The sequence below is a fragment of the Clostridium sp. J1101437_171009_A5 genome (assembly GCF_015547905.1).
GTDB classification, from domain to species: Bacteria; Bacillota; Clostridia; order Oscillospirales; family Oscillospiraceae; genus Pseudoflavonifractor_A; species Pseudoflavonifractor_A gallinarum.
The window spans coordinates 1-25,812 of record NZ_JADMVY010000011.1 but is presented as its reverse complement, the minus strand read 5'-3'; the positions used below and the strand labels follow the sequence as shown (position 1 = coordinate 25,812).

General features: G+C 58.2%; 30 protein-coding genes and 1 tRNA gene. 14 read left to right on the top strand and 17 right to left on the bottom strand.

From position 1 onward, the window contains the following. Nucleotides 1-299: 299 nt before the first annotated feature. Together I2C21_RS13725 and I2C21_RS13720 are read right to left on the bottom strand one after the other, a co-directional pair. Nucleotides 300-1,013, bottom strand: a complete 714-nt coding sequence (locus tag I2C21_RS13725; protein WP_195279514.1) for a DUF4367 domain-containing protein — start codon at nt 1,011-1,013, stop codon at nt 300-302. Continuing rightward, nucleotides 994-1,542 (bottom strand): RNA polymerase sigma factor, encoded by a 549-nt coding sequence (locus I2C21_RS13720; protein ID WP_195279513.1) that lies wholly within the window; start codon nt 1,540-1,542, stop codon nt 994-996. The genes I2C21_RS13725 and I2C21_RS13720 overlap by 20 nt, the downstream gene beginning before the upstream one ends. Nucleotides 1,543-1,749: 207 nt before the next feature. Between I2C21_RS13720 and I2C21_RS13715 the strand changes: the two genes are divergently transcribed. After that, complete coding sequence (locus I2C21_RS13715; protein WP_195279512.1) at nt 1,750-2,850, top strand: metallophosphoesterase; 1,101 nt, start codon at nt 1,750-1,752, stop codon at nt 2,848-2,850. A gap of 46 nt (nt 2,851-2,896) precedes the next feature. Here the strand turns inward: I2C21_RS13715 and I2C21_RS13710 are convergent, their stop codons facing one another. The 14 genes from I2C21_RS13710 to I2C21_RS13645 form a co-directional block, all read right to left on the bottom strand. Next, on the bottom strand, nt 2,897-3,982 hold the full coding sequence (locus I2C21_RS13710) for a hypothetical protein (protein WP_286167305.1): 1,086 nt from the start codon (nt 3,980-3,982) through the stop codon (nt 2,897-2,899). A gap of 119 nt (nt 3,983-4,101) precedes the next feature. Beyond that, a complete protein-coding gene (locus tag I2C21_RS13705; RefSeq protein ID WP_101692307.1) occupies nt 4,102-4,560 on the bottom strand; it encodes a MarR family winged helix-turn-helix transcriptional regulator in 459 nt (152 codons plus the stop codon). A gap of 73 nt (nt 4,561-4,633) precedes the next feature. Further along, nucleotides 4,634-5,059: a 3-hydroxyacyl-ACP dehydratase FabZ gene (gene fabZ, locus I2C21_RS13700; RefSeq protein ID WP_101692308.1), complete on the bottom strand. Its 426-nt coding sequence runs from the start codon at nt 5,057-5,059 to the stop codon at nt 4,634-4,636. A 3-nt stretch (nt 5,060-5,062) separates the two neighbouring features. Next, entirely contained in the window at nt 5,063-6,304 is a 1,242-nt protein-coding gene (gene fabF, locus I2C21_RS13695) for a beta-ketoacyl-ACP synthase II (RefSeq protein WP_195279511.1), read from the bottom strand. 23 nt (nt 6,305-6,327) lie between these two features. Further along, complete coding sequence (gene fabG, locus I2C21_RS13690; RefSeq protein ID WP_195279510.1) at nt 6,328-7,071, bottom strand: 3-oxoacyl-[acyl-carrier-protein] reductase; 744 nt, start codon at nt 7,069-7,071, stop codon at nt 6,328-6,330. A gap of 2 nt (nt 7,072-7,073) precedes the next feature. Continuing rightward, nucleotides 7,074-8,003, bottom strand: coding sequence for an ACP S-malonyltransferase (gene fabD / locus I2C21_RS13685; protein ID WP_101692311.1), 930 nt, complete (start codon nt 8,001-8,003; stop codon nt 7,074-7,076). Between the two features lie 43 nt (nt 8,004-8,046). Then, nucleotides 8,047-8,979 (bottom strand): nitronate monooxygenase, encoded by a 933-nt coding sequence (locus I2C21_RS13680; protein WP_195279509.1) that lies wholly within the window; start codon nt 8,977-8,979, stop codon nt 8,047-8,049. Between the two features lie 34 nt (nt 8,980-9,013). After that, entirely contained in the window at nt 9,014-9,952 is a 939-nt protein-coding gene (locus I2C21_RS13675) for a beta-ketoacyl-ACP synthase III (protein ID WP_195279508.1), read from the bottom strand. Continuing rightward, nucleotides 9,949-10,890 (bottom strand): acetyl-CoA carboxylase carboxyltransferase subunit alpha, encoded by a 942-nt coding sequence (locus tag I2C21_RS13670; protein WP_101692314.1) that lies wholly within the window; start codon nt 10,888-10,890, stop codon nt 9,949-9,951. The genes I2C21_RS13675 and I2C21_RS13670 overlap by 4 nt, the downstream gene beginning before the upstream one ends. Next, on the bottom strand, nt 10,883-11,764 hold the full coding sequence (gene accD, locus I2C21_RS13665; protein WP_235964118.1) for an acetyl-CoA carboxylase, carboxyltransferase subunit beta: 882 nt from the start codon (nt 11,762-11,764) through the stop codon (nt 10,883-10,885). The genes I2C21_RS13670 and accD overlap by 8 nt, the downstream gene beginning before the upstream one ends. 22 nt (nt 11,765-11,786) lie before the next feature. Beyond that, the gene (gene accC, locus I2C21_RS13660) at nt 11,787-13,163 is read right to left on the bottom strand and encodes an acetyl-CoA carboxylase biotin carboxylase subunit (RefSeq protein WP_195279507.1); all 1,377 of its coding nucleotides are present in this window, start codon (nt 13,161-13,163) and stop codon (nt 11,787-11,789) included. A 10-nt stretch (nt 13,164-13,173) separates the two neighbouring features. After that, nucleotides 13,174-13,626 carry an acetyl-CoA carboxylase biotin carboxyl carrier protein gene (gene accB / locus I2C21_RS13655; RefSeq protein WP_195279506.1) on the bottom strand — a complete coding sequence of 151 codons (453 nt, stop codon included), beginning with the start codon at nt 13,624-13,626 and terminating at the stop codon, nt 13,174-13,176. Nucleotides 13,627-13,629: 3 nt separating this feature from the next. Continuing rightward, nucleotides 13,630-13,854, bottom strand: coding sequence for an acyl carrier protein (gene acpP, locus I2C21_RS13650; protein WP_101692317.1), 225 nt, complete (start codon nt 13,852-13,854; stop codon nt 13,630-13,632). A gap of 195 nt (nt 13,855-14,049) precedes the next feature. Further along, nucleotides 14,050-14,538, bottom strand: coding sequence for a GNAT family N-acetyltransferase (locus I2C21_RS13645; RefSeq protein ID WP_195279505.1), 489 nt, complete (start codon nt 14,536-14,538; stop codon nt 14,050-14,052). Nucleotides 14,539-14,733: 195 nt separating this feature from the next. On the opposite strand from I2C21_RS13645, the gene I2C21_RS13640 reads away from it, so the two are divergent. The 3 genes from I2C21_RS13640 to I2C21_RS13630 are packed head-to-tail and all read left to right on the top strand — an operon-like array spanning nt 14,734 to nt 16,763. Beyond that, nucleotides 14,734-15,171: a hypothetical protein gene (locus tag I2C21_RS13640; RefSeq protein WP_195279504.1), complete on the top strand. Its 438-nt coding sequence runs from the start codon at nt 14,734-14,736 to the stop codon at nt 15,169-15,171. 25 nt (nt 15,172-15,196) lie between these two features. Continuing rightward, nucleotides 15,197-15,694: a hypothetical protein gene (locus I2C21_RS13635; protein WP_195279503.1), complete on the top strand. Its 498-nt coding sequence runs from the start codon at nt 15,197-15,199 to the stop codon at nt 15,692-15,694. Then, nucleotides 15,681-16,763, top strand: coding sequence for a Shedu anti-phage system protein SduA domain-containing protein (locus I2C21_RS13630; RefSeq protein WP_193535915.1), 1,083 nt, complete (start codon nt 15,681-15,683; stop codon nt 16,761-16,763). The genes I2C21_RS13635 and I2C21_RS13630 overlap by 14 nt, the downstream gene beginning before the upstream one ends. 48 nt (nt 16,764-16,811) lie before the next feature. Here the strand turns inward: I2C21_RS13630 and typA are convergent, their stop codons facing one another. Continuing rightward, on the bottom strand, nt 16,812-18,635 hold the full coding sequence (gene typA, locus I2C21_RS13625; protein ID WP_195279502.1) for a translational GTPase TypA: 1,824 nt from the start codon (nt 18,633-18,635) through the stop codon (nt 16,812-16,814). Between the two features lie 548 nt (nt 18,636-19,183). Between typA and I2C21_RS13620 the strand changes: the two genes are divergently transcribed. The 10 genes from I2C21_RS13620 to I2C21_RS13575 all read left to right on the top strand — a co-directional run. Next, nucleotides 19,184-19,260: transfer RNA gene (locus I2C21_RS13620), tRNA-Arg, on the top strand. 569 nt (nt 19,261-19,829) lie between these two features. Further along, a complete protein-coding gene (locus I2C21_RS13615) occupies nt 19,830-20,033 on the top strand; it encodes a hypothetical protein (RefSeq protein ID WP_223385014.1) in 204 nt (67 codons plus the stop codon). After that, on the top strand, nt 20,030-20,959 hold the full coding sequence (locus I2C21_RS13610) for a DUF6017 domain-containing protein (protein ID WP_002304312.1): 930 nt from the start codon (nt 20,030-20,032) through the stop codon (nt 20,957-20,959). The genes I2C21_RS13615 and I2C21_RS13610 overlap by 4 nt, the downstream gene beginning before the upstream one ends. Nucleotides 20,960-20,965: 6 nt before the next feature. After that, a complete protein-coding gene (locus I2C21_RS13605; RefSeq protein WP_002304313.1) occupies nt 20,966-21,793 on the top strand; it encodes a ParA family protein in 828 nt (275 codons plus the stop codon). Further along, a complete protein-coding gene (locus tag I2C21_RS13600) occupies nt 21,750-22,676 on the top strand; it encodes a ParB/RepB/Spo0J family partition protein (protein ID WP_002304314.1) in 927 nt (308 codons plus the stop codon). The genes I2C21_RS13605 and I2C21_RS13600 overlap by 44 nt, the downstream gene beginning before the upstream one ends. Nucleotides 22,677-22,684: 8 nt before the next feature. After that, complete coding sequence (locus I2C21_RS13595) at nt 22,685-23,212, top strand: hypothetical protein (protein WP_002304315.1); 528 nt, start codon at nt 22,685-22,687, stop codon at nt 23,210-23,212. Nucleotides 23,213-23,266: 54 nt separating this feature from the next. Then, entirely contained in the window at nt 23,267-23,908 is a 642-nt protein-coding gene (locus I2C21_RS13590) for a DUF3846 domain-containing protein (protein ID WP_002588969.1), read from the top strand. A gap of 10 nt (nt 23,909-23,918) precedes the next feature. Continuing rightward, nucleotides 23,919-24,230 carry a DUF5720 family protein gene (locus I2C21_RS13585; RefSeq protein WP_002304317.1) on the top strand — a complete coding sequence of 104 codons (312 nt, stop codon included), beginning with the start codon at nt 23,919-23,921 and terminating at the stop codon, nt 24,228-24,230. A 36-nt stretch (nt 24,231-24,266) separates the two neighbouring features. Further along, nucleotides 24,267-24,749, top strand: a complete 483-nt coding sequence (locus I2C21_RS13580; RefSeq protein WP_002304320.1) for a PcfB family protein — start codon at nt 24,267-24,269, stop codon at nt 24,747-24,749. Beyond that, nucleotides 24,749-25,812, top strand: a 1,064-nt coding sequence (locus I2C21_RS13575; protein WP_286167304.1) for a type IV secretory system conjugative DNA transfer family protein, incomplete at its 3' end; no start/stop codon positions are given. The genes I2C21_RS13580 and I2C21_RS13575, both read left to right, overlap by 1 nt.

The following is a 25,812-nucleotide window of genomic DNA, read 5'->3' as shown; positions in this document are numbered from 1 at the left end:
CGCCTCTTTCTTGAAAATTTAGGATATTCTCCCTATTGCTCATTATAATCTTCTTTTTCTATTTGTCAACTTTTTATTGAATTTTATTTAAAATTTTATATATTTATCAAAAAAATTCGCACTTTTATAGAGGTATCCAGCTTTTCAGGATACCAACTTTTGATCTGACCACCAGCCCCCTGTATACTTCTCTGCCCTATTAACGTACCAGCCCCATGATTTGAGACACCCTTTTTTCGTTTTTACAAAAAATTTTTAAAAAAGGTTCCGGCCCCCGTATCGGGAGACCGGAACAAAGCTCAGGACGTAGGCGCAATGCTCTCCGCCATATAGAGCAGCTCCTCTTCACTTAAAACCCCTCTGAGGGAAAAAACCATCCCCGCCTCCTCATCGGCCCAAATAACTGTGCTTGGGTCATCTTCTTCAATTCCTGTATATAGATCGGCGGGCAATCCATGAATGGTAACTCGATGGAATACATTGTGTTCATTATCCAACAGGATATTTCCTTCATTAGATAACGGCATATAGGTTAAAGAGAGAAAATAGTCTTTATCATTAACATAATCAATAGAACGCAGAGAACCTGTTTCATCTTTCCCCCATTCCTCATACCCCTCCGGCACATAGGTAGGCCGCCAGACGCCCAGCGGGGCAGGTTCTGTTCCGTCCCCCTGAAATTGATACTCCGTATATTCCGGGCGCCAGGTGCTCCACATCCGCACCACCCAGGCCCGGGCCGCCGGATTCGTGGCCAGGACCAGCGCGGCAGACAGACATAGAGTCACCAGTGCGCAGGCCGCATACCACAGCACGGCCTTACGCCGGGATCTGGAGCGACGCTTGGCATAGCGGAAGGGATCGTGCAGGAGGCGTTTGCGCGCCCGCAGGTAGTCCCCGGAAAAGTCCGGCTCCCCCGGCAGGGCGTCCAGGGCCGCCTCCCCATCCAGCCGGGCCGCCTCCAGCAGAGCGTCCCGCAGCCGCGCATCCCGCTCAGTTTCCATACTCATCATATCCCTCCCTCCGCAGCACCGCCACCAGCCGGGCGCGGGCCCGGTCCACCCGCTTGCGGGCGGCCGTCTCGCTGATGGACAGGCGGCGGGCAATGTCCCGGATCTCCCACTCCCGCACGAAGCGCAGCTCCAGCACCTCCCGGTCCCGGTCCGGCATGGAACGGATGAGCTCCACCAGGCGGCGGTAGCCGTCGGCGCTCTCCGCGGTCTCGGCGGCCTGGGCCTCCCAGTGTTCCGGCAGGGCAGCAAGCCGTTCCTCCTGCCGCAGCAGATCCAGCGCGGCGTGTTTCACTATGATAACGGCCCAGGGACCGATTTTGAGACAATCTTCCTCAAAAATTTTTTTGAACTGGTCGAAGTGTCCGGCGATATGGACCATAGCCTCCTGCACGGCGTCCTCCGCCCGCCGCGGGTCCCTCAGCAGACCCAGGGCCACGGCGTAAAGTCTGCGCTCATACCGGCCGTGGAACTCCCGGAAAAGCGCCCGGTCCCCATCGCTCTCCAGCAGCGACAGACAAAGGGACAGCATGTTATCCTCTCCTCACTCCGCGTTTTAAACTTCTCAGTGTAGAACGCAGATATTTTCCCTGCTATTATAACGGATGAGCCTGCCTTTTTGAGACAGCATTTTCTATTTTTTTCATTTTTCTACCCAGGACCCCCGCTTTGCACCGGGAAAAAACTGTGCTAGAATAGATAAAACGCTTTCATTTCAACGATCAGACGAGGAAACACCATGGAACTGGCTAAGGTAGAACATATCCAGCTCCCGGCGGGGCGCCGGGTACTGGTCATCAGCGATATACACGGCAACCTCACCTTTTTCAAGGCCCTGCTCCGGCAGGTGGGCTTCTGTGCGGACGACATCCTCATCCTCCTGGGGGACGTGCTGGAGAAGGGCGTGGACAGTCTGGCCACTCTGCGCTATGTCATGTCCCTGCGTGAGCACTATGAGGTCCATATGCTCTGCGGCAACTGCGACAATCTGACCTTCCACTTTGTGGACCAGACCCCCGACATCCCGCCGGAGTTTTACAACAGCTATGTCTTTGGCTGGGGAGAGAAGTGTGTCCTCACCCAGATGGCCCGGGAGGTAGGGGTGCCGCTGGAGAGCCCGGCGGACTTTCCCCGCCTGCGCGCTGTCATCCAGGAGCGCTTTGCCCCGGAACTGGCCTTTCTTCGCTCCCTGCCCACCATCCTGCTGAGTGACCGTTTCCTCTTTGTCCACGGCGGGGTGTACCGGGAGGACCGGCTGGAACAGCTTACCGCCTGGCGGTGTATGAAAAATGACAATTTCCTGGGCCTGGGCCTGTCCTTCCACCGCTGGGTGGTGGTGGGACACTGGCCGGTCACTCTCTATGACCCCAGTATCCCCTCGGCGGCCCCCATCATCCTGCCGGAGCGGCACATCATCAGCATCGACGGAGGCTGTCAGCTCAAATGGGACGGACAGCTCAACGCCCTCATCATCCCGGATGGGGAGTCGGAGGACTTCTCCTGGCAGAGCTATGACGGTTTTCCCACCGCCGTGGCTCTAGACCATCAGAAGGCCTCCACCGGCTCCATCAACATCCGCTGGCACGAAAACCCGGTGGAGGTACTGGAGTGGGGGGAGGAGTTCTCCCGCTGCCGCCACCTGGCCAGCGGCCGGGTACTGGACATCCTCACCGAGTATCTCTATGAAAAGGGAGGCGTGACCCGGTGTGAGGATTCCACCGACTACCGCCTCCCGGTGGAGCCGGGGGATGTGCTCTCCATCGTGCGCACCACCTCCCGGGGCTATCTGGCCAAGAAAGACGGCGTCACCGGCTGGTATGCCGGCCGCATCCAGTCCTGACACAAAAGACCGTACGGAGCAGTATCTCCGTACGGTCTTTTTTCGTTCAGGCCCGCTTCAGCAGTTCCGCGGCGATGGCGTCCGCCTGGGCGTGGACCCGGTCAAAGTCCACATGGGGGTTATAGAGGGCCTCCAGCGCGTCGTGCATGGCTTTGGCCTGGTCCATGGCCTCCACCGCCTCGTCCACCAGGGCGGCCGACATCTTGCGGGAGAAGCGCAGCCGTCCCTTGTTCCGCCGCAGCTGCTCCTGGTCGGCCATGGCGTCGATGCGCAGGCGGCGGTAGGGCCGCTTGCCCGGGTAGGGCAGGGTGGGGGTGCTGGACACAAACCCCAGCGACAGCGCGGGGATGAGCACATGGCGCAGCCGCTCCGGATCCATGGGGTCAGGGCAGAGGATCACGTCGTACCCCGCCGCCCGGGCTCCCGCCGCCAGGTAGGCCAGAAGAGGGTGGGCAAGCCCCCAGCTGTCGCACAGCTCATAGATTCGGCGGCACAGCCCCTCGGCTGTTTCAAAGTTGCACTGCACGCCCTTGCAAGAGATGGCGTCCAGGAAGCGGTATTTGGCTTGGCCGGGCTCCTTGCCGGTCCGCTTGCACTCCCGGGAGAGGATGCCCCTGGCCCGCTTGACCATCCGGGCCTCCACCGCCGAAGTGAGGAGCAGGGCGCGGCGGTCGGCCTCGATCTGGGCCGCGGCGGCCAGACAGCGGTAGGCCCGGCGGTAGCACTCCGGATAGCCCTCCATGCACCCGGTCAGCTCCTCCCGGATGGCTTTGAGGGCGGGAGTATCATAGCACTCACCCAGGTTCACGTACCGCTCCACCGCGCCGGGACAGGTGGGCTCGATGACATGGGGCGCGGTGGCGTCCACCACCGCGGCGTGGAGTGCCGGGATATGTACGGCGTCCAGAGAATCGGGATCGCCGGAGCACTGGATATACTCCACGCCCAGGCCGTGCTCCTCCATGGCCTTTCCCACCCGCCGCATCAGGGTGGATTTTCCACAGCCCGGCCCGCCCTTGAGGAGAAAATAGTCCTCCACTGGCCCGGGGGCGAGCAGCTGGTCATAGATGGAATAAAACCCCTGTGGGGAATTGGCTCCCAGATAGAATTGAATCCGTGGCGTTGCACCCATAGAAAAGACCCTCCGTTTCGGTAAATTCATTCCAACTCACCATATGCCGGGAGGGAGAGGGCGGTGCGTGAAAAACGCCCGGCCGCCGGGGATTCCGGCGGCCGGGCGTAAGGATTCGGTCAGGGGACAGGGGACTCGGCAGGGAGAGAGATCTCAGGCATCAGCTCGGAGGAGATAATGCGGAGCATTTCCTCCAGCCGCTTGGCATCCTCGGCGGGGAAGCGGTGCTTGATGCGCTCCATCACCGTGGTCAGATAGCCATAGCTGATGTTGTAGTAGTCGATGTACTTCTGGGTCACGGTGAGGTGATACTCTCGCTTGTCCTCCGGCGACTGCTCCTTGCGGACATACCCCTTCTGAATCAGGCTGTTGACCTTATAGGCCGCATTGGGCGGCGAGATGTTGACAAACCGGGCAAACTCATTGATGGTCGGCCGGCCCAGCGCCATGATGATCTCCATGCAGAAGGTCTCCACTGTGGTGAGACTGGCCTCCCGGTCCTGAAAGCGGGAAAACACCGCCTTATAAAAATGGAGCTTGAATTTGGTATACACGCTGTTGAATGTCTGATCCAGCATAAACCCTTCCTCCGCACTCGTTCCCATAATTGTCTCTATTCTACCAAACTTCCGCCGCGGAGGCAACCGGATGTCACTGGATCACAAAGGTCAGCTCAGCCTGGGCGGCGATCTTTCCGCCCACCCGGGCCACGGCCTTTCCGTAGCCGATGGGGCCCCGCTGCTCCACCAGCTCACAGGAGAGCTCCAGCACATCTCCGGGCGTGACCGGCTTTTTAAAGCGGCAGTTCTTGACCCCGCCGAACACGGCCAGCTTGCCCCGGTTCTCGGGCAGGCTCAGCGCGGCCACCGCGCCGGTCTGGGCCAGGGCCTCCAGGATGAGCACCCCGGGCATGATGGGCTGACCGGGGAAGTGGCCGGGGAAGAAGGGCTCGTTCATGCTCACGCACTTGATGCCCTTGGCCGACTTGCCGGGCTCGCACTCCACGATCCGGTCCACCAGCAGGAAGGGGGGACGGTGGGGCAGGATCTCCATGATCTCCTTGATGTCCAGTTCCATGTCTTACTCCTCCAGACGCTTGAAGATGAGGCTGGCGTTGTGTCCGCCGAAGCCAAAGGCGTTGACCATGGCGTGCCGGATGGTGGCGCTGCGGCCCTCATTGGGCACGATGTCCAGATCACAGGCGGGATCGGGGACCTGATAGTGGATGGTGGGGGGCGCAAACTGATCCCGCAGGGCCAGCACCGAGAAGATGGCGGCCACCGCGCCGCTGGCGCCCAGCAAATGGCCGGTCATGGACTTGGTGGAGCTCATCATCAGCTTGTAGGCGTGCTCGCCGAAGGCGGACTTGACAGCCTGGGTCTCGCCGGAGTCGTTGAGGGGGGTGGAGGTGCCGTGGGCGTTGATGTAGTCCACTTCCTCCGGGGCGATGCCCGCGTCCTGAAGGGCCAGCTTCATGCAGGCGGCCGCACCCGCGCCGTCGGGGCAGGGAGCGGTGATGTGATGGGCATCACAGTTGACGCCGTAGCCCACGATCTCGCCCAGGATCTTGGCGCCGCGGGCCTTGGCATGCTCATACTCCTCCAGCACCAGGATGCCGGCGCCCTCACCCATGACGAAGCCGGAGCGCTCGGCGTCAAAGGGGATGGAGGCACGGGCCGGATCGGACACGGTGGTGACGGCGTGGAGGCTGGTGAAGCCGCCCATGCCGATCTCCGCGATGGTGGACTCAGCGCCGCCGCAGACCATGACCTCGGCATAGCCGTCCCGAATGTGGCGGAAGGCGTCGCCCACCGCGTTGCTGCCGCCGGCGCAGGCGGCCACAGGGCAGGTGCACATGCCCTGAAGGCCGTACTTGATGGCGATCTGTCCCGCGGCGATGTTGGGGATGATCATGGGGATAAAGAAGGGGGAGACCCGGTCAAAGCCCTTCTCCGCCCCCTTGAGGCACTCGTTCTGGATGGTGGTCATGCCGCCGATACCGCTGGAGACTGCCACGCCGCAGCGGGCGGCGTCCTCCTGCTCCAGGTCAAGGCCGCTCTGCTCCATCGCCTGGGCGGCGGCCACCATGGCAAACTGGGTGAACCGGTCCATACGCCGGGCCTCCCGGCGCTCCAGATAGTCCTCCGCCTGAAAATCCTTGACCTCTCCGGCCACCTTGACCTTCATCTTGGAGGTGTCGTACTGCTGGATGGTATCGATTCCGCACACACCGGCCTTGGCGGCGGCCCAGGACTCCTCGGCTGTCTTGCCGATGGGTGTGATGGCGCCCATGCCGGTGATGACAACGCGTCGTTTTTCCATACTGTTCCTTCCTTTCGGAGAGCTTATACCGCCATGCCGCCGTCTACACAGAGGACCTGGCCGGTGATATATCCCGCCTCCTCGGCGGCAAAGAAAGCCACGGCCCGGGCCACGTCCTCGCTCTGTCCCAAGCGGCCCATGGGGATGGATTTCAGGAGAGCCTCCCGCGCGGCCTCGGGCAGCACGGCAGTCATATCGGTGTCGATAAAGCCGGGAGCCACCAGATTTACGGTGACGTTGCGGCTGGCCAGCTCCTTGGCGATGGACTTGCTCATGCCGATGAGTCCGGCCTTGCTGGCGGCATAGTTGGCCTGGCCGGGATTGCCCCGCAGGCCCACCACGCTGGAGAGGTTGATGATGCGCCCGTAACGCTGCTTCATCATGGGCCGGTAGGCCGCCTTCATGCAGAGGAAGGCGCCCTTCAGGTTGGTGTCTACCACGGCGTCAAACTCCTCCTCCTTCATCTGGAGGGCCAGCTTGTCTTTCGTGATGCCCGCGTTGTTGACCAGGATGTGGAGGAAACCGAAGGTCTCGATGACCTGCTTCACCATGGCGTCCACTGCCGCGGCATCGGCCACGTCGGCCTGGACAGCAAAGGACTCCACCCCCAGCGCGCGGCAGGCGGCGGCCACTTCCTCGGCGGCCTGGGCGTTTCCGGCATAGTTGACTGCCACATTGGCCCCCTGACGGGCCAGCTCCAGGCACACGGCCCGGCCGATGCCACGGCTGCCGCCGGTGACCAGGGCGTTCTTTCCGGTGAGATTCATCGTTATGCTCCTTTCAGCGCGGCAAGGACCCCGTTCAGATCCTCCACGGTGTCAATGGAATAGGTGGTCACATCCTTGACCGTCTTGCGGACAAAGCCCGAGAGAGTCTTGCCCGGACCGATCTCCACGAAGGTGTCCACCCCGTGCTCGGCCATGCGGCGGATGGTGTCCTCCAGATAAACGCTGCTCTGGACCTGGCGCTCCAGCAGACCCGGGATGGTGTCCCCCTCGCCCAGCACATCTCCCTTGCAGTTGAAGAGGACGGGGAAGGACATGGCGTGGAAGGATACGGTCTGGAATTTCTCCCGCAGGGCATCCCCGGCGGGGGCCATGAGGGAGGTGTGGAAGGGACCGCTCACCTTCAGGGGGACCACCCGGCGGGCGCCCGCCTCCTTGGCCAGCTCCCCGGCTTTCTCCACTGCCGCGGCGTCCCCGGCGATGACCAGCTGCCCGGGGCAGTTGTAGTTGGCGATCTCGGCCACCCCCAGCGCGGAGGCGGCGTCACAGGCGGCCTGGAGCTTTTCCCGCTCCAGATGAAGCACCGCGGCCATGCCGCAGGGACGGCCGGTGACGGCCTCGGCCATGGCCTTGCCCCGGAAGGCCACCAGCTCAATGGCGGTCTTGGGGTCGAACACGCCGGCGGCAGTGAGGGCAGAGTACTCCCCCAGGCTCAGCCCGGCGGCCATGGCGGGGTGGATGCCCGCCTGGTAGAGCAGCCCCGTCACGCCGGCGGCAAAGGCCACCATGCAGGGCTGAGTGTATCGGGTATCGGAGAGCTGCTCCTCCGGGCCCTCAAAGCAGAGCTTTTTCAGGTCAAAGTCCACGGGTGCGGCGTCAAACACGTCCCGGAACAGGGGGAACTGCTCGTAGAAATCCCGGCCCATGCCCACATGCTGGGCGCCCTGGCCGGCGTATAAAAAGGCGAGTTTCATAGTGCGCTCCTCGTTCATTGATCTGGGACGGGTGCCGTCCCGGTTATCTGGACTGGTTCAGCGCCCGCAGGCAGGCCTCAGACTGGGCCTGGAGCTCCTCAAAGATGGCGCGCAGGGGACGGATGCTGTGGACCATACCGGCCACCTGTCCGGCCATGAGGCTGCCGGTGCGGGTGTCGCCGTCAAAGACGGCCCGGCGCAGGCTTCCCAGGGTAAAGTGCTCCAGCTCCATCTTGTCGGCGCCGGCCTTCTCCCGGGCCAGGTAGTCCTTGGTCATCTGATTCTTGATGACCCGGACCGGGGCACCCACCGAGCGGCCGGTGACCACGGTGGAGCGGTCCTTGGCGGCAATGACCGCCTGCTTGTAGTTCTCGTGGATGGGGCACTCCTCGCTCACCAGCAGACAGGTGCCCAGCTGTGCGCCGCGGGCGCCCAGGGCATAGGCGGCCAGTAACTGGCGGCCGTCGGCAATGCCGCCGGCGGCGATCACAGGGATGTCCACCGCATCGCACACCTGGGGGACCAGGGCCATGGTGGTGGTCTCACCCACATGGCCGCCGCTCTCGGTGCCCTCGGCAATGACGCCGTCCACCCCAGCCTTGGCCATCATCTTGGCCAGAGAGACCGCGGAGACCACGGGGAAGACCTTGGCCCCCGACTCCTTCCACATGGAGACATAGGGACCGGGGCTGCCCGCGCCGGTGGTGATGACCGCCACCTTCTCCTCGGCGGCGATCCGGGCCAGTTCGTCGGCCTGGGGATGCATGAGCATGATGTTCACGCCGAAGGGCTTATCGGTCAGGGTGCGGCACAGATGGATGTTCTCCCGGAAGGACTCCGGGCTCATGCCGCCCGCGCCGATGAGGCCCAGGGCGCCCGCGTTGGAAACAGCAGCGGCAAATCCGCCGGTGGCGATGTTGGCCATGCCGCCCTGGATAAAGGGGAACTCGGTCCCCAGGATCTCGTTGAGTTTCATGTAAACCTTCCTTTCGGAGTGGGGGAGACAGCCCTTACCACTCGAACAGGGCGCCGCCCCAGGTGAGGCCCGCGCCAAAGGCCACGGCCAGCACCTTCTGTCCCCGCTTGAGCAGTCCCTGTTCCACCATCTCGTCCAGCGCGATGGGAACGGAGGCGGCGGAGGTATTGCCGTAGCGCTCCATATTCTGATAAAACTTCTCCAGCGGGGCGTGGAGACGCTTGGCTGCCGTCTCAATGATGCGGCGATTGGCCTGGTGGGGGACGATCCAGTCAATGTCGTCCAGGGTCAGACCGCTCTTGTCCAGCAGTGTACGGGCACAGGAGGGCAGGGCATCCACCGCGAAGCGGTAGACGCCGGGGCCGTCCATGTGGATATAGGTGGTCTCCGGGCCGGGACCGTTGAGCCAGAGCACCTCGGCGTTGCCCCGGCTGCCCAGATCGGCGTGCCAGAGCCGGTCCTCCAGCGTCAGCACCGCCGCGCCCGCGCCGTCTCCGAAGAGAACGCAGGTGCTCCGGTCGGTCATGTCGATGACCCGGCTGAGCTGGTCACAGCCAATGAGAAGGGCGTACTTTTTCTTCTCCTCCAGGGCCAGCATGCCCCGGACGGTCTCCAACCCGTAGAGGAAGCCGGTACACCCGGCGCTGATGTCATAACAGGGGATGTTCTCGGGCAGTCCCAGCGCGGCCTGCACCAGGCAGGCGTTGGAGGGAGAGGCGTGGTCGGGGGTGCAGGTGGCCACGATGCACCCGGCCAGCTCCTCCGGCGCAATGCCGGCGCGCTCCAGGGCCAGACGGGCCGCTCCGACGCAGAGGTCTACCGCGGTCTCCCTCTCGGAAAAATGTCGCTCGCCGATGCCGGTGCGGGTGCGGATCCACTCGTCGTTGGTATCCACGATGCGGCTGAGATCGTCGTTGGTCACGACCTTCTCCGGCACATACCGGGCGATGGATACAAAACGCAGTCCTCTCATAGGGCCTCCTTTCGGGCGTTGAGGCCCATTTCACGGAATTTCTGATAGCGGTGGGCAGCGGGAGAGCGCAGCTTGAGCAGCTGGGCCAGATGGGTGTGGATGGCCCGGTCCACCGCGCGGTACACGCTCTCCGGCTCCAGATGAGCGCCGCCCAGGGGCTCGGGGATGACCTCGTCGGCCACGCCCAGCCCATGGAGGTCGGCGGCGGTGAGCTTCATGATCCCGGCGGCCTCGCCCGCACGGCTGGAGTCCTTCCAGAGGATGGAGGCAAAGCCCTCGGGGGAGAGCACGGAGTAGACCGCGTTCTCCAGCATGAGCACCCGGTTGGCCACGGCCAGCGCCAGGGCGCCGCCGCTCCCGCCCTCGCCGATGACCACGGTGATCACCGGCACCTCCAGAGCGGACATCAGGGCCAGGCTGGAGGCGATGGCCTCTCCCTGGCCGTGGGCCTCAGCTTCCAGGCCGGGGTAGGCGCCGGGGGTGTCCACAAAGGTGATGATGGGACGGCCGAACTTTTCCGCCTGCTTCATGAGCCGCTGGGCCTTGCGGTAGCCCTCCGGGGAGGGCATGCCGAAGTTGCAGGCCATGTTTTCCTCCAGATTTTTTCCCTTCCGGTGGCCCAGAACGGTGACCGGAAGGCCGTGGTAGAGGGCCACGCCGCCCAGAATGCTGGGGTCCTCCCGGCACAGCCGGTCCCCCTTGCACTCAAAAAAGTCGGTAAAGAGGGCCTGGATGAAATCCGCGGTCCCCGGACGCCCGGTGTGGCGGGCCAGGTAGACCCGGTCCTCAGGGGTACAGTCCCGGCAGGCCTGGAGAAGCTCCTCCTTGTCCCGGAGAAGCTGGGAACGGCGGATCTGGGAGGCGGCGTCCGCCGCATCTCCCAGGGCGGCGAGCTCCTGGTCCATGACCGCCATCTTGGCTTCCACTTCTTTAATCACGGAGCTTGCCTCCCTTCTCGTGGAGTGTGAGGAGGAGGGAGATGGTCTCCCGCATCTGGGCCCGGGGGACGATCTGGTCCACAAAGCCGTGCTCCTCCAGATATTCGGCCCGCTGGAAGCCCTCGGGGAGCTTCTGGCCGATGGTCTGCTCAATGACCCGGGGCCCGGCAAAGCCGATGAGGGCCCCCGGCTCGGCCAGGGTATAGTCTCCCAGCGAGGCAAAGGAGGCTGTCACCCCGCCGGTGGTGGGGTGGGTAAAGACCGAGATGTAGAGTCCGCCGGACTGGGAGAACTTCTCCAGCGCGGCGCTGGTCTTGGCCATCTGCATGAGGGAGAGAATGCCCTCCTGCATCCGGGCGCCGCCGCTGGCCGAGAAGATGACCAGCGGAAGGCGCTGCTTCCGGGCCAGTTCCACTGCCCGGGTGATCTTCTCGCCCACGGCCACCCCCATGCTTCCCATGAGGAACTGGCTATCCAGTACGGCGGCGATGATGGGGCGGCCGTTGACCTTGCCCTTGGCCGTGACCACTCCCTCCGTGAGGCCGGTGGTACGCCGGAGCTGGGCCAGCTTCTCATCATAGCCGGGGAAGTTCAGCACATTGGGCATGGAAAAGCGCTCGTCCAGCTCCTGGAAGGTGTGGGGGTCCAGGAGCATGGACAGGCGCAGATAGGCACCGATTTTGTGGTGATGGCCGCACTGGGGGCACACATACAGGGCCCGGACCAGGTCCCGCTTGGAGATGGCCGCCCCGCAGGCGGGACATTTCTCAAAGACCGCGGCCTCCGGGCGCTTGACTGCGGCCTTTTCCCGCAGTCCCCGCTGCTGCTGGAGCTGCATGAGCCGCTCCCGGCGGGCACGAAAGAGGTGATTCAAGGCTTGCTCGCCTCCTTATACCTTAGTTGGATGCCCCGCCGCAGTCCCACGAGAGGATCTCGTCCATGTGTCCGGCCAGAAATCCCGTGTCGTACTGGCCCCGGACAAAATCGGGGTGGTGGAGCAGCAGGTGGGCAAAGTCGGCGGTGGTGGGATAGCCCTCGATGACCAGCTCGGCCAGCGCCCGGCGCATCCGGCGGATGGCCTCCAGCCGGGTGGGGGCGTGGACAATGAGCTTGGCCACCAGGGAGTCATAGAAGGGACTGACCTCATAGCCGTTATAGAGCAGGGTATCCACCCGCACGCCGGGGCCTCCGGGCAGATGGAGGAAGCCGGTCCGGCCCGGACAGGGGCGGAAGCCGTGGCGGAAATCCTCGGCGTTGATGCGGCACTCGATGGCGTGGCCCCGGAGGACCACCTCGTCCTGCTCCACCGAGAGGGGGAGCCCCGCGGCGATGCGCAGCTGCTCTTTCACCAGATCCAGACCGGAGACCAGCTCGGTGACCGGATGCTCCACCTGGATGCGGGTATTCATCTCGATGAAATAGAAGTGTCCCTCCTGATCCAGCACGAACTCGATGGTGCCGGCATTCACATAGCCGGCGGCTTTCGCCGCGGCCACGGCAGCCGCGCCCATGGCCTCCCGGAGCTCCGGGGTCAGGGCCTTGGAGGGAGATTCCTCCACCAGCTTCTGGTTCTTGCGCTGGATGGAGCAGTCCCGCTCCCCTAGGTGGATGACATGCCCCTGGGTATCGGCCAGGATCTGAAATTCAATGTGGCGGGGGTTGAGGATGAGCTTTTCCAGATAGAGCTCGCCGTTGCCAAAGCAGGCCTCGGCCTCACTTTTGGCCTCGTGGAAGAGCCGCTCCAGGTCCTCCGGAGCGTCCACCCGGCGCATTCCCCGGCCGCCGCCGCCGGCGCTGGCCTTGAGGAGGACCGGATAGCCGATGGTCCCAGCCAGGTCCAGGGCAGTCTGGGCATCGGGCACGGGACCGTCCGATCCGGGCACCACAGGGACCTGGTGGGCCTGCATGAGGGCCCGGGCCGCCGACTTGTTGCCCATCTGCCGGATGATGTCGCCGCTGGGCCCGATGAAGGTCAGGCCGCACTTGGCGCACAGGTCGGCAAACTCGGCGTTCTCCGACAGAAAGCCGTATCCGGGATGCACGGCGTCGCAGCCGCTCTCGGTGGCGGCGGTGAGAAGGGCGGGGAGGTTGAGATAGCTCTCCGCCGCCCGGGCCGGTCCCACGCAGACCGCGCGGGTGGCCAGCTGGACGTGGAGGGAATCGGCGTCGGCGGTGGAGTACACCGCCACGGTCTCCACGCCCAGTTCCTGACAGGCGCGGATGACCCGCACCGCAATCTCGCCACGGTTGGCGATCAAAACGCGCTTGAACATGGTTCTCTCCTTACTTGAGGCGGAAGAGGGGCTGGTCAAAGCCCACCAGCTCTCCGTCCGACACCAGCACCTCGGCGATGACGCCGTCGGCGGGGGCGGGGACCTCGCTCATCATCTTCATGGCCTCCAGGATGCACACGGTCTGCCCCTTCTTGACCGCCGTGCCCACAGGGGCAAAGGGGGCGGCGTCGGGGGAGGAGGCGGCGTAGAAGGTACCCACCAGAGGAGCCTTGATAAAGCTCCCCTCGGCTTCCGGGGCCGGAGCCGGGGCGGCCGGGGCAGGAGCAGCGGGGGCCGGAGCCGCCGGAATCACCGCACCCGGCACAGGGGCGGGAATGACCGCGGACACCGCAGGCAGGGCTTTGTCCAGCGCCAGGCGGAAATCCTTCTGCTCCAGCTCGAAATGCTGAATGGAGCTGGCCTCAAAACGCTCCATCAGCGCGCAAATCTCTTTGAAATCCATGGCTTAGGCGTGCTCTTCCAGGTAGCGGACAATGTCGCCCACGGTCTGCACATCCTTGAGGACCTCGTCGGGCATGGCCACGCCCAGCTCCTCCTCCAGAGCGGCGTTCAGATCCACCGCGTCCAGGGAATCCAGCTCCAGGTCCTCGGTCAGGCTGGCCTCCATGGTCACGCTCTCGGGATCACAGCTCAGGTTGGCAACGATGATATCACGCACTTTTTCAAACATAAAGAAACTCCTTCTGCGACAGGGTCGCCTGTTGTCGTTTTTTGCATTTTAGTTAAAAAAATTTAATTAAAATGATTTAAGCGTATTTTAGACAGTGGACGGCCAAATGTCAAGGGAAATTTTTCACTAGAATCCAGGGTATAAAAAATGGAGCGTCCGGGATGGACGCTCCATTTTCGTGCTCTCCGGGCCGGTTCAGGCCAGGATACACTCCATATCATACCATACAGCGCCGCCGTGGACCGACTGGGACACACCGCAGTTGGAAAAGCCGAATCGCTCATAGTAGTGGATCAATTTTTCCTTGCAGGTGAGCACCACACGGCGCTTTCCGGCCTGCCGGGCTTTGGCGAGATAGGCTTTCATCAGTTGGGCGGCCACCCCGTTCCGGCGGTACTCCGGCAGGACGGCCAGGCCCAGAATGGCCATGGTCTCCCCCTCGCCGTCCGCTCCGCCCGGCTCGTAGATGGCATCGCAGATAAAGTGTTCCCGGGTAGCCGGACCATTGAGCAGTCCCACCACGCGTCCCTGTTCCTCCGCCACCAAAAACCACTCCGGGAAGGCGGCGATCCGGTACTGGAAGGCCGCGCGGGTGGCCGCCTCTGCCGGCGGAAAACCGGCGTTTTCCACCTGACAGACCGCATCCAGGTCGGCAGGTGTAACGGTACGAATCTGAAGATCCATTTGTAAAAGCACCCTTTCTCTTTTTCCCGATTGAACGGCTTCTTCCGCACAGCCGCCTCTTCCGCAGCCTGGATGTCCGATTGGTCGAATCGGGTATAATTGTTCCATAATTTGTAGAAAAAGAATATCTGAAAGCATATAATAGGGACTTGGAATGAACGTATTCCAAGTCTTACAAAAAGAAGGAGGAGCTCCATGGCACAGATTCATTGGGACAGTCTTATACAAATCCGCCCCAATACTATGGGAGAGCTCGCAAAAGTAACTCCCTTCGGACGGCTTTCCCTCACGCGAACCATTCTCGAAAAATTCCCCGATCGAAAGGCCACGGTTTTTTTGTCATCGGATGGAAAATCCCTTTATTTGGCGGCAAAGCAGTCTCACCCGGTCGCATTTCCCCAAAAAGCATGCCATACAAAGGTAGACGAGCTCTATTGCAGTCTGGAGGCCATGGGTTTCTCCTTCCCTGTCTCTTACCATATGGAGTGGGATGAGGAAAATCTGGCCTGGGTGGGGAACTGTGTTGCCGGAGACCCCCCACCTCACCCGGCTGAGGTAGCCAAAAAGCAGGGCAGCCGCACAAAGCGTCGGTCCAGTCCGGCGGGGAGCCAGGATGAAGGAAAGGTATTATGATCCAGGCGTGGCCGAATTTATTCGGATGACCTGTCAATTGTATGGGACCAAGGGCCTGGATCCGGAGGACTGCATCCAGGAGGGGTGGGCCGCCTATCTGACCTTCCGCCAGACAAATCCCTACTGGAGGAAAAAACGCCTCCCCTGGGCGCGCAGTCTCTGTCTGGTCAAGGATGCCCTGGTTGAATTACGACGGGCCGAAACCCGGCAGCGGCCGGTAACCTGCCGGTCACTGGACGCTCTTTTTGCCCCGGACGGGGGAGGGTGGCTCTCAGGATATGAGTGCCTCCGGAGCCCGCTCTGCAAAAGTCCGGAGGATGGCCTGCTCTGGCGGGAGTTTCTCCGGGGCCTTCCGCCTGACTGCCGCCGGCTGGCCAGTTTTCTGTCGGAGGGCTACCAGGAGCCGGAGATCCGCCGCTGTCTGGTATTTGATCAGGAGAAATATCAAACCTGCATACGTCAGCTGCAAAAATACGCCGCACATTATTGGCCGGAGAAAATAAGAAACCATGAAATTGAGTGATTTTATCTTCCGGTATCCCACCGGACACTTCAAGGACGGCATTTGCCGGGTACGTCTCTTCCTGAATACGCAGCAGGAATGCTGTGTGGTGCTCACCGATTTGGAGCGGGAAAACACCTCTACCTCTATACAGAACGCAACCCAATCCCTGGTGGAGCGACTCAAAGAGGTCGGTCACCTCCTGCCCGGAAGCCGGGTATTCCTCCATGAGCCGGCGCACTGGTTCTCCTCCGATGCCTTTTGGGAGATTGATCCCGACTGTCCCTGGGAGATAGACCATTGGCGGAAAGCGCCTGCGGCAGAGCTGCTCCAAACTCTGGGATGTGTAAAAAGGGAGTTTTCCACCCGTCTGAAACAGGACAAGCGCCTCTATACTGAGGTACTGCGGGCCCAGGCCCAGATCGACCCGGACCGCCGTCTGGGCTGTCCGGAGCCGCCTGAGATTACCCGGCGGCGTCTGGAGCTGTGGGAAAACCGGGTGACAAAGGCCGAGCTGGAGCACCTTGTACAGATGGGCGCAGGGGAGCAGGAGCTTGCCCGTCTGATCAAGCGGGATCTCTCTCTGTTGTCGGAAGTCTACGCCCATCCGGAAGACGAGTATATCGCCTTCTCCGAGCTGCCCATCGGGGACGGTGGGCGGGTGGATTTTGCCGTCTTTTCCGGCTGCTCCTGGATGAAGGTCACGCTGATTGAAATAAAGGGGGCGGATTTTCCCCTGGCCACCCAAAGCGGCTATCGGAAATTTAACCACCAGATCGACATTGCCCGCACACAGCTCCAGGAGCGCCAGTACCATATCATCCAGCACCACCGGGACTTTCACGACCGGATGCATGCACTGCGCAGCCAGGTGGAGGGTGGCGCACGTCCGCACAACGCCCTTTTGGGGCCATATGGACATCTTCGGGTGGATCCCTGCAAGGAGCTGAGTATCTACTATATCATCATCGGCGGACGGACCGTGGACGACGAGAAGGAGGGCGCCCTGCGCTATCAGAATGAGATCCAGCTTCCCAAACTGCATGTGGAATCCTGGGATACCTTCCTGCGCAAGTTGCGCCGGACATAAAAACAGGGGGCAGCCCTTCCGGGCTGCCCCCTGTCACAGCATACAGACTTACTTATTCCCCTTCAGGGCCTTCATACGGTCAGCGTGGCTGAGGATGCGCTTGCGCAGGCGCAGGTTCTCAGGCGTGACCTCCAGCAGCTCGTCGTCGCTGAGGAACTCCAGGCACTGCTCCAGAGACATCTGGCGGGGCGTGGTCAGACGCAGGGCTTCATCCGAGCCGGAGGCGCGCATGTTGGTCAGCTGCTTCTTCTTGCAGATGTTGACCGAGATATCCTCCTGCTTGGGCGTCTCGCCCACCACCATGCCGGCGTAGACCGGGGTACCGGGCCCGATGAAGAGGGAGCCGCGCTCCTGGGCGTTGAAGAGGCCGTAGGTCACCGCCTCGCCGGTCTCGAAGGCCACCAGGGAGCCAGTGGCACGGCGGGCGATGTCGCCCTTGTAGGGGGCGTAGCACTCAAAGACCGAGGCCATGATGCCCTCGCCCTTGGTGTCGGTCAGGAACTCGTTGCGGTAGCCAAACAGGCCACGGGCGGGAACCAGGAACTCCAGCTTCATCCGCTCGCCCACCGGGTTCATCTCCAGGATCTCACCCTTACGGGAGCCGATCTTCTCCATAACGGCGCCCACGGAGTCCGCGGGCACGTCCACCACCAGGCGCTCAATGGGCTCGCACTTCTTGCCGTCGATCTCCTGGTAGAGCACGCGGGGGGGAGAGACCTGGAACTCATAGCCCTCACGGCGCATGGTCTCGATCAGGATGGACAGAGACATCTCGCCGCGGCCGGCCACGTTGAAGGAGTCGGTGTTCTCGGTCTCGGTGACCCGGAGGGAGACATCCTTCAGGGTCTCCCGGAAGAGGCGCTCCCGCAGCTGGCGGGAGGTGACGAACTTGCCCTCACGGCCGGCGAAGGGGGAGTCGTTGACCGAGAAGGTCATCTCGATGGTGGGGGCGGAGATCTGCACGAACTCCATGGGCTCCACCGCGTCGGGGGCACAAATGGTATCGCCGATGGTGATGTCGCCGATGCCGCTCATGGCAATGATGTTGCCGGCGGAGGACTCGGTCACCGGCACCTTGCCCAGACCGTCAAACTCGTAGAGAGAGACCGCCTTAGCCTTCTTGGCAGGCTCGTCTGGGGTGTGGAAGTTGCACACCGCGATCTCCTGGTTCTGCTTAATGGTGCCCCGCTCGATGCGGCCGATGGCGGTGCGGCCCACGAACTCGTTGTAGTCGATGGAGGAGACCAGCATCTGGAAGGGAGCATCCACATCGGCCTGGGGCGCGGGGATATAGTCCACGATGGTCTCAAAGAGGGGAGTGAGGTCCGTGCCGGGCACATCGGGGGAGTAGGAGGCGGTGCCCTGACGGCCGGAGCAGAACAGGGTGGGGGACTCGAACTGCTCGTCGGTGGCGTTCAGGTCCAGCAGCAGCTCCAGCACCTCGTCCATGACCTCATGGATGCGCTGGTCGGGGCGGTCGATCTTGTTGACCACCACGATGACCTTGTGACCAAGCTCCAGGGCCTTGGAGAGCACGAAGCGGGTCTGGGGCATGGGGCCCTCGGCGGCGTCCACCAGCAGGATAACGCCGTTGACCATCTTCAGGATACGCTCCACCTCGCCGCCGAAGTCGGCATGGCCCGGGGTATCCACGATGTTGATCTTGACATCTTTATAGTGCACGGCGGTGTTCTTGGCCAGGATGGTAATGCCGCGCTCGCGCTCCAGGTCGCCGGAGTCCATGACGCGGTCCACCGTGGCCTGGTTTTCACGGTAAATGCCGCCCTGCTTGAGCATCTCGTCCACCAGGGTGGTCTTGCCATGGTCGACGTGCGCGATAATGGCTACGTTTCTCAGTTTGGTATTCTGCACGGTAAGCACCTCTTAAAACAAGTTGGTTTATGACCTCTCCCTCGAAAAACTATCGCCGCCCGGTCCGGATCGCCCGCTCCGGCACATGGTCCGGCGTCCCGCAGGGAGGGAGCTCCTGCGGCCGTGCCATGTTCGGCGGCTGCGGCAGCACCGGATCGACCGCTCACATTCCGGTCTCCTCTGCACTGCCGCCCAATCAGCAGAGAATATTATAGGCTATGCCCGGTGGAAAAGCAACTTTTTTTACGTTTAGAGCCCTCTTTCAGCTATTTTCCCAATGCGTGTGTCAAAACCTGGGGTTCATACGTGCGCTTTTTGTCCTGGAGCAGGATTCCCTCTCAAATCGGCGGGGCGCTTCGCCGTTGACAGGCCCCTACGTTTCGGTTAAAATACAAATCGTGATCGGTAGATCCCGATCGATTCGCCCCTGTACCTCACCAGGATAGAGGGTCCGCCTCCTAAGGTTGCGTTACAACGGCCACCTCAAAAAAAACTAAATAAGGGATTGCAGTTCGACTTTGATCGGGCTATAATCATATATCAGACACGTCCATATAGCTCAGCTGGATAGAGCACACGCCTCCTAAGCGTGGGGTCGGAGGTTCAAATCCTCTTATGGACGCCAGTGAACAACGCCGAAAGCCTTTGTTTTCAAGGGTTTTCGGCTTTTCTTATATAAAAAGCTACGAAAAAGCTCTTTCACTGTATGAGATAAAATTCTACTCCAAAATTTGATTTTTGACAACCCCTCCAGAATCGAACGGTTGTTATAAGACAAAATCGCCAGCTAATTTTTAGCAGAAAACGGGCTGTTCTTGCTAATGAAAATGCCCTTCCTGCTAATCAGCCCCAAAATCGTGCCAAAAATCCAGCTAATCAAAAAAGGCGGATGTTTTGAATACCATGCAGTTATAGCAGATAAAATTAAATATCGTTATGTACATAGAGCGTCTATTTGCCCCGCATTGGGGATGGATAGGCGCTCTTTTTTTATGCCCAAACCCATGGGCAAATACAAGAGATTGGAGGTGTTTTATTTGAGCAAGCCTGTTTATACCGCAGACAAGCCGAGCGACTGTCATTACTGCTACTTCTGGACGAATGGCAGAAAGGGCTGCCGTCTGGGTAGAAATAATTGCTACTACTTAATCTCTTTGCCGCCGAAACCCAAGTCGGAATGTGATGGCTGTCCCTATGGGCGAGATCACCCGTGCATTGGTTGGTGTACGAAGAAGGTTATGCGTGAAGTGGGGCTTCGTTGATATGGATGTGTATGAACAGGAATACCGCTTCTACTATTTTGCCCGATGTCCTTACGAAAAGACGGATACGACTTTCCGCAGCATTCCGCTGACAACAGAAAGTTTTCCGCAGAAAGAAGGTGGTGAAGCCGTGTGAGTTTTGATTATTTTTACGGTCAGCAATCCGATCTATTCACATTCTATCGAGTTCCGAAGGTGTTGTTCACGAACGAGAGGTTCTGGAATATTTCTGCCGATGCCAAGATGCTGTATGGCATTTTGCTTGACCGCATGAGCCTGTCTGCCAAGAATGGTTGGATAGATAAAAACGGTAGAGTGTATATCATTTTTACAATCGACGAAGCGAAGATGGCTCTGAACTGTGCTGAACAAAAGGCTATCAAGCTGCTCAGTGAACTTGAGAAGAAAGCAGGATTGATTGAACGTAAGCGCCAGGGTTTGGGAAAGCCCAACCTGATCTATGTGAAGAACTTTATCTCTGCTGTGGATTCACAACTCTTGAATTGTGAAAATCACAATTCTGGAACAATGGAAATCACAACTCAAGAACTTCCGAAATCACAATGTAATAATACTGATATTAAAAATACTGAATTTAGTGATACTGATTCTATCTTTCCTTCCGGAAATGGTGGAATGATGGACGAGAATGACCGGTATCAAGAATACTTTGATTATTTCTCGGATCAGCTTAGTATGGATTTGTTGAAGAAGGATTACCCTTACGATTCCGAAATGCTGGATAACATTCTGGAGTTGATCGTTGAAACAGTTTGCACGAAGCGACCGTTGATTCGCATTGGTGCAGAGGAGCGTCCGGCAGAAATTGTCCGCAGTCGGTTTATGAAACTGAATGCCGAACACATTCGATATGTTATGGACTGCTTCAAGGAGAACACCACAAAGATTAGAAATATCCGTCAGTATATGCTGACTACGATATACAATGCGCCGACGACAATAGACACCTACTACGATGCTCTTGTTCGGCACGATATGTCACACGGATATTTGGAAGGAGGATTTAAGAAATTGAAAATGAAGCGAGAGGAAGGAGAGTGACGATAAATGTCGAAAAAAGCAACCATCATTGCGGTGGTCAATCAGAAAGGAGGCACTGGAAAGACCACCACCACCGAGAATCTGGGCGTTGGCTTGGCTCTTGAAGGAAAAAAGGTGCTTCTGGTAGACACCGATCCCCAGGCTTCCCTGACGGTCAGTTTGGGCAATCCCTGCCCGGATGATCTGTCTCCGACACTTTCCGATCTGATGGGAAAGATTATGATGGAAAACCCTATTACTCCCGATGAAGGGATTCTTCATCATCCGGAGGGCGTTGATTTGGTGCCGTCCAACATCGAACTCTCAGGTATGGAGGTAGCACTGGTCAATGCCATGAGCCGGGAAACCATTCTCCGGCAATACCTGGATACAGTCAAACAGAATTATGATTACATTCTTCTTGACTGTATGCCGTCTTTGGGTATGCTGACCGTCAATGCGTTGGCAGCTGCCGACAATGTGCTGATACCGGTTCAGGCAGCATACCTTCCTGCAAAGGGTCTGGAACAGCTGCTTGGAACCATCAACAAGGTCAAGAGGCAAATCAACCCGAAACTGAGGATTGAAGGGATTCTTCTGACGATGGTGGACAGCCGCACCAACTACTCCAAAGACATCAGCAATCTGATTCGGGAGAGCTACGGCGGAAAGCTGAAGGTTTACAAGACCGACATTCCCCGCTCTGTCCGTGCAGAGGAAATCAGCGCAGAGGGAACCAGTATCTTCAAGCATGATCCCAAAGGCAAAGTTGCCGAAGCCTATAAAATTCTGACGAAGGAGGTGTTAAACAATGCAGAAAAAAGGCGCAAACATCAGCTTGAAGGGGTACGATGATATTTTCTCCACCGATCAATCCAGAGCTGAAGCCCAGCAGGAGCGTGTGCAGGAAATTCCGCTTTCTGAGCTACACCCCTTTGAGGGACACCCCTTCCGTGTGGTTGATGATGAAGAAATGATGAAAACGGCAGAGAGCGTCCGAGATTTCGGAGTTCTCACTCCTGCGATTGTCCGTCCTGACCCCGACGGTGGTTATGAAATCGTTTCTGGTCACAGGCGGCACCGGGCATCGGAGCTTGCGGGTAAGGAAACCATGCCTGCGATTGTTCGTGACCTGGACGATGATGCAGCCATTATTTTGATGGTTGATGCGAATTTGCAGAGGGAGAGTATCCTGCCGAGTGAAAGAGCATTTGCTTATAAGATGAAGCTGGATGCGATTAAACATCAAGGTCAACGCACCGATTTAACTTCATCCCAAGTTGGGATGAAGTTGCAGGCAATGGATATAGTCGGTCAGGAGGCAGGAGAAAGCAGAAATCAGGTACACCGTTATATCCGTCTGACCGAACTGATTCCGGAACTGCTGGATATGGTAGATACGGGTCAGATCAAATTCAATCCTGCGGTGGAGCTTTCCTATCTGGCAAGTGAAGAACAGAAGGATTTTCTTTCTGCAATGGATTATGCTCAAGCAGCTCCTTCCCTTTCGCAAGCACAGCGAATTAAAAAGCTCGCACAGGAGGGCGAGTGTACGCTGGATGCGATGTGCGAGATTATGAATGAAATCAAGAAGGGAGAGCTGGACAGAGTAACCTTCAAAACGGATTCGTTGCGAAAATACTTCCCGAAGTCCTATACCAACAAGCAGATGGAGGATAAAATCATTCAGCTTTTGGAGCAATGGCAGAAAAAAAGAGAAAAATCAATGGAAAGGTAAGGTAAAAAATGTTTACACCCAAAAACATTCAGGGCGCTTTGGAAGAACTCTACGACCTTTGCGATCCTGATTATATGGTAGATATGCTCGTAAACTACAGTGAGGAGTTCGATGATATTTCTCCTGCGCTTCTGGCAAAGTCGTTTCAGAAAAATGCCGAGATGATTAGCGAGTATCGAGTATTGTCCTCTGCTGGTGAGGGTATCGACTATCAGGGAAAGGTACTTCTGAACAGCAGAGCCGTGCGGCTTCTGTCCTATGTAGAAGATATGAGCGGCGATGAAAAAGTTCGCACGATTCAGAGCAAGGAGCTGTGGTTAGCAGAAGATATGACATTCTATGTGGTGTCCTGTATGTCTACGATCACGATGGACAAGGAAGAAGCCATTTGTCTTAACGAACACCGCAGCGTGGTTACTACGGTGGAATGCGAGGACGATATTTTCTTCGACATGGGTTCCCTGATTTGCGAACTGGACGATATTTGCTTGTTCGAGCTTTTAGCCGATGTGGATGCGACTATTTATGAACTGTAACAGGTTCATGGATGGTCGCTTTTCTTATTTCCAAAGAAACGGAGGTATCGAAACTTGAAAGAATACGATGTGAAGATCACCGAAACCTTGGAGAAAACGGTTACGGTGCAAGCAGAATCTCACGATGCGGCAGAGGAACAGGTTAGAGCCGCTTATTACAATTCGGAGTACATTCTGGACTCCGAAAACTTTACCGGTGTTGCGTTCGGCACGACCGAGGAACGGGAGGTTCAGAAAGAACAGGCAGATACCATGAATGTGTTGCTGGTAAAGCCGTTCATGTATCCGCAGGCTGTGCAGATCGGCTGTGAGCTGGAGGATTTGCAGAAAGCCGTAGGTGGCGATATTGAGGCAACTTATCCGTTCAATGAGCCGGTTGCACTGGTGATGCACGACGAAGGTAAACTCGTAGGCAAAGAACTGAACCGTGCGCTGCGTGATGATGACGGCGATATTTATGACATTATCGCCGGTGATTTTCTGGTTGTGGGATTGGGCGAGGATGATTTTTGTTCTCTGTCCCCGGAACTGATGAAGCAGTTTGAGGAACACTTTCATCAGCCTGAGACTTTTGTACGCATGGGGCGCAGCATTATGGCGCTTCCCCTGCCGGATGACATGGTGAAGAAAGAAGATGCACCTGTCAAAGCTGATTCGGTTCCCCACAAAAGTAACCCTGACCGAGATGTTCTGTAAGGAGGTTCTTATGCAAAGAAATTCGACGATTGGAGAGCTGATGGAGCGAAAGCGGATTCAGGATGGTGCCAAGGAGTACCAGGGACATACCTATATGGACTTGGCACGATTTGATGACGCCACCAAGCACATGATTATTTTCGATGTGCTGACCGATGAATCGCCTGTCGGTTGGAAAGGCGAAAGAAATCGCCTGTATTTGAGCGATGTGGGTTATCAGAAGGCTCTGGATAACCAGAAAGCTGGCAATATCAAGATTATCAGCCATGCCGCAGTTGCCAAGGGCAATCTGTATTACGACCACAGAGATATGGCACGATAATCTGTTCACTCTACTGCTTGCAGGAGGTGATGAATCATGCAGGAAGAAGTTGAAAACAGAACAGTAAACCTGGCGATCAGCACAACCAAGCTGACGGGGCGCACTATCATTGCCGGTATCCGCAAGTATTTGCAGCACCGGGAAAAAGTGAAGATGAAAAAGGCACGAGACCCTGCCGTTCATGGAAAGCAATCCGTGAAACAGCTTTTGGGACAGAATCAGGGTGCTACGAATGTTGAGATCGACAAAGAGAGTATCCGTGATTTTGAAAAGCTCGCCAAGAAGTATGGCGTGGACTTTGCCGTAAGAAAAGATAAGTCCGTTGATCCTCCCCGGTTTCTTGTTTTTGTCCGTTCTAAAGATGCAGATGCTTTGGATGCAATCTGCAAGGAACATCAGGCAAGGGCATTAACCAAGAATGAAAAGCCGAGCGTTCTGGCGCAGCTGAAGAAGTTCAAGGAAATTGTCGCAGCGATTCCGAAGAAGGTTCGAGAGAAGAAACAGGAGCGTGATCTGTGATGGATAAGAGAAAAATGAAAAAGCTCCTGATTCTGAATTTACCGTATTTTCTGGTAGGGTTGTTCGCTACGAATTTAGGAGAAGCATGGAGATTGGCTGAGGGGGCAGATTCATCTGCGAAAATCCTCAGCTTTTTTCATGCCCTTCCGATAGCCCTGAACAATCCGTTTCCCAGCTTTCACCCGTTGGATTTGCTGATTGGTATTCTCTGCGGCGCAGGACTTCGGCTGGCTGTCTATCTAAAAGGCAAAAACGCAAAGAAGTACCGACACAATGTTGAGTACGGTTCTGCTCGTTGGGGAACGGCAAAAGATATTGAGCCGTTTATTGCACCAAAGTTCGAGGACAATGTGATCCTGACGAAAACGGAGCGGCTGATGATGAGCAATCGCCCGAAGAATCCTGCCAATGCCCGAAATAAGAATGTTCTGATTATCGGCGGTTCGGGTTCCGGTAAAACTCGCTTTTGGTTGAAGCCAAACCTTCTCCAGATGCACAGTTCCTATGTGGTCACTGACCCGAAAGGCAGCATCGTGATTGAGTGCGGCAACGCCCTTTTGAAGCATGGCTACACCATCAAGATTTTCAACACCATCAACTTTCAGAAGTCGATGCACTATAACCCATTTGCCTATATCCATTCAGAAAAAGACATTCTGAAACTGGTGACAACGCTGATTGCCAACACAAAGGGTGATGGAAAAGCCGGTGATGAGTTCTGGACGAAGGCGGAAACGCTGCTCTACTGTGCCTTGATCGGATATATCCACTATGAAGCTCCGGTTGAGGAACAGAATTTCTCCACCCTGATTGAGTTCCTGAACGCAATGGAGGTGCGGGAAGATGATGAGGAGTTCCAGAACCCGGTGGATCTGATGTTTGAAGCCCTGGAAAAGAAAAAGCCGAATCACTTTGCAGTCCGTCAGTATAAAAAATACAAGCTGGCTGCCGGTGTTGTATGCTCTAAAAGACTTCTTAATCAAGCGGTTGGGAAGTCTCTTAGAACACACAACCTAAAACCGAAGAAAGGAGCGCAAGTTATGAGAAAAAATGAGAAAATCAC

Coding starts and splice junctions, on each gene's coding strand:
- I2C21_RS13725 (WP_195279514.1), bottom strand. CDS start 1,013: ATGATGAGTATGGAAACTGAGCGGGATGCGCGGCTGCGGGACGCTCTG.
- I2C21_RS13720 (WP_195279513.1), bottom strand. CDS start 1,542: ATGCTGTCCCTTTGTCTGTCGCTGCTGGAGAGCGATGGGGACCGGGCG.
- I2C21_RS13715 (WP_195279512.1), top strand. CDS start 1,750: ATGGAACTGGCTAAGGTAGAACATATCCAGCTCCCGGCGGGGCGCCGG.
- I2C21_RS13710 (WP_286167305.1), bottom strand. CDS start 3,982: ATGGGTGCAACGCCACGGATTCAATTCTATCTGGGAGCCAATTCCCCA.
- I2C21_RS13705 (WP_101692307.1), bottom strand. CDS start 4,560: ATGCTGGATCAGACATTCAACAGCGTGTATACCAAATTCAAGCTCCAT.
- fabZ (WP_101692308.1), bottom strand. CDS start 5,059: ATGGAACTGGACATCAAGGAGATCATGGAGATCCTGCCCCACCGTCCC.
- fabF (WP_195279511.1), bottom strand. CDS start 6,304: ATGGAAAAACGACGCGTTGTCATCACCGGCATGGGCGCCATCACACCC.
- fabG (WP_195279510.1), bottom strand. CDS start 7,071: ATGAATCTCACCGGAAAGAACGCCCTGGTCACCGGCGGCAGCCGTGGC.
- fabD (WP_101692311.1), bottom strand. CDS start 8,003: ATGAAACTCGCCTTTTTATACGCCGGCCAGGGCGCCCAGCATGTGGGC.
- I2C21_RS13680 (WP_195279509.1), bottom strand. CDS start 8,979: ATGAAACTCAACGAGATCCTGGGGACCGAGTTCCCCTTTATCCAGGGC.
- I2C21_RS13675 (WP_195279508.1), bottom strand. CDS start 9,952: ATGAGAGGACTGCGTTTTGTATCCATCGCCCGGTATGTGCCGGAGAAG.
- accC (WP_195279507.1), bottom strand. CDS start 13,163: ATGTTCAAGCGCGTTTTGATCGCCAACCGTGGCGAGATTGCGGTGCGG.
- accB (WP_195279506.1), bottom strand. CDS start 13,626: ATGGATTTCAAAGAGATTTGCGCGCTGATGGAGCGTTTTGAGGCCAGC.
- acpP (WP_101692317.1), bottom strand. CDS start 13,854: ATGTTTGAAAAAGTGCGTGATATCATCGTTGCCAACCTGAGCTGTGAT.
- I2C21_RS13645 (WP_195279505.1), bottom strand. CDS start 14,538: ATGGATCTTCAGATTCGTACCGTTACACCTGCCGACCTGGATGCGGTC.
- I2C21_RS13640 (WP_195279504.1), top strand. CDS start 14,734: ATGGCACAGATTCATTGGGACAGTCTTATACAAATCCGCCCCAATACT.
- I2C21_RS13635 (WP_195279503.1), top strand. CDS start 15,197: ATGACCTGTCAATTGTATGGGACCAAGGGCCTGGATCCGGAGGACTGC.
- I2C21_RS13630 (WP_193535915.1), top strand. CDS start 15,681: ATGAAATTGAGTGATTTTATCTTCCGGTATCCCACCGGACACTTCAAG.
- I2C21_RS13615 (WP_223385014.1), top strand. CDS start 19,830: ATGGGCGAGATCACCCGTGCATTGGTTGGTGTACGAAGAAGGTTATGC.
- I2C21_RS13605 (WP_002304313.1), top strand. CDS start 20,966: ATGTCGAAAAAAGCAACCATCATTGCGGTGGTCAATCAGAAAGGAGGC.
- I2C21_RS13600 (WP_002304314.1), top strand. CDS start 21,750: ATGCAGAAAAAAGGCGCAAACATCAGCTTGAAGGGGTACGATGATATT.
- I2C21_RS13595 (WP_002304315.1), top strand. CDS start 22,685: ATGTTTACACCCAAAAACATTCAGGGCGCTTTGGAAGAACTCTACGAC.
- I2C21_RS13585 (WP_002304317.1), top strand. CDS start 23,919: ATGCAAAGAAATTCGACGATTGGAGAGCTGATGGAGCGAAAGCGGATT.
- I2C21_RS13580 (WP_002304320.1), top strand. CDS start 24,267: ATGCAGGAAGAAGTTGAAAACAGAACAGTAAACCTGGCGATCAGCACA.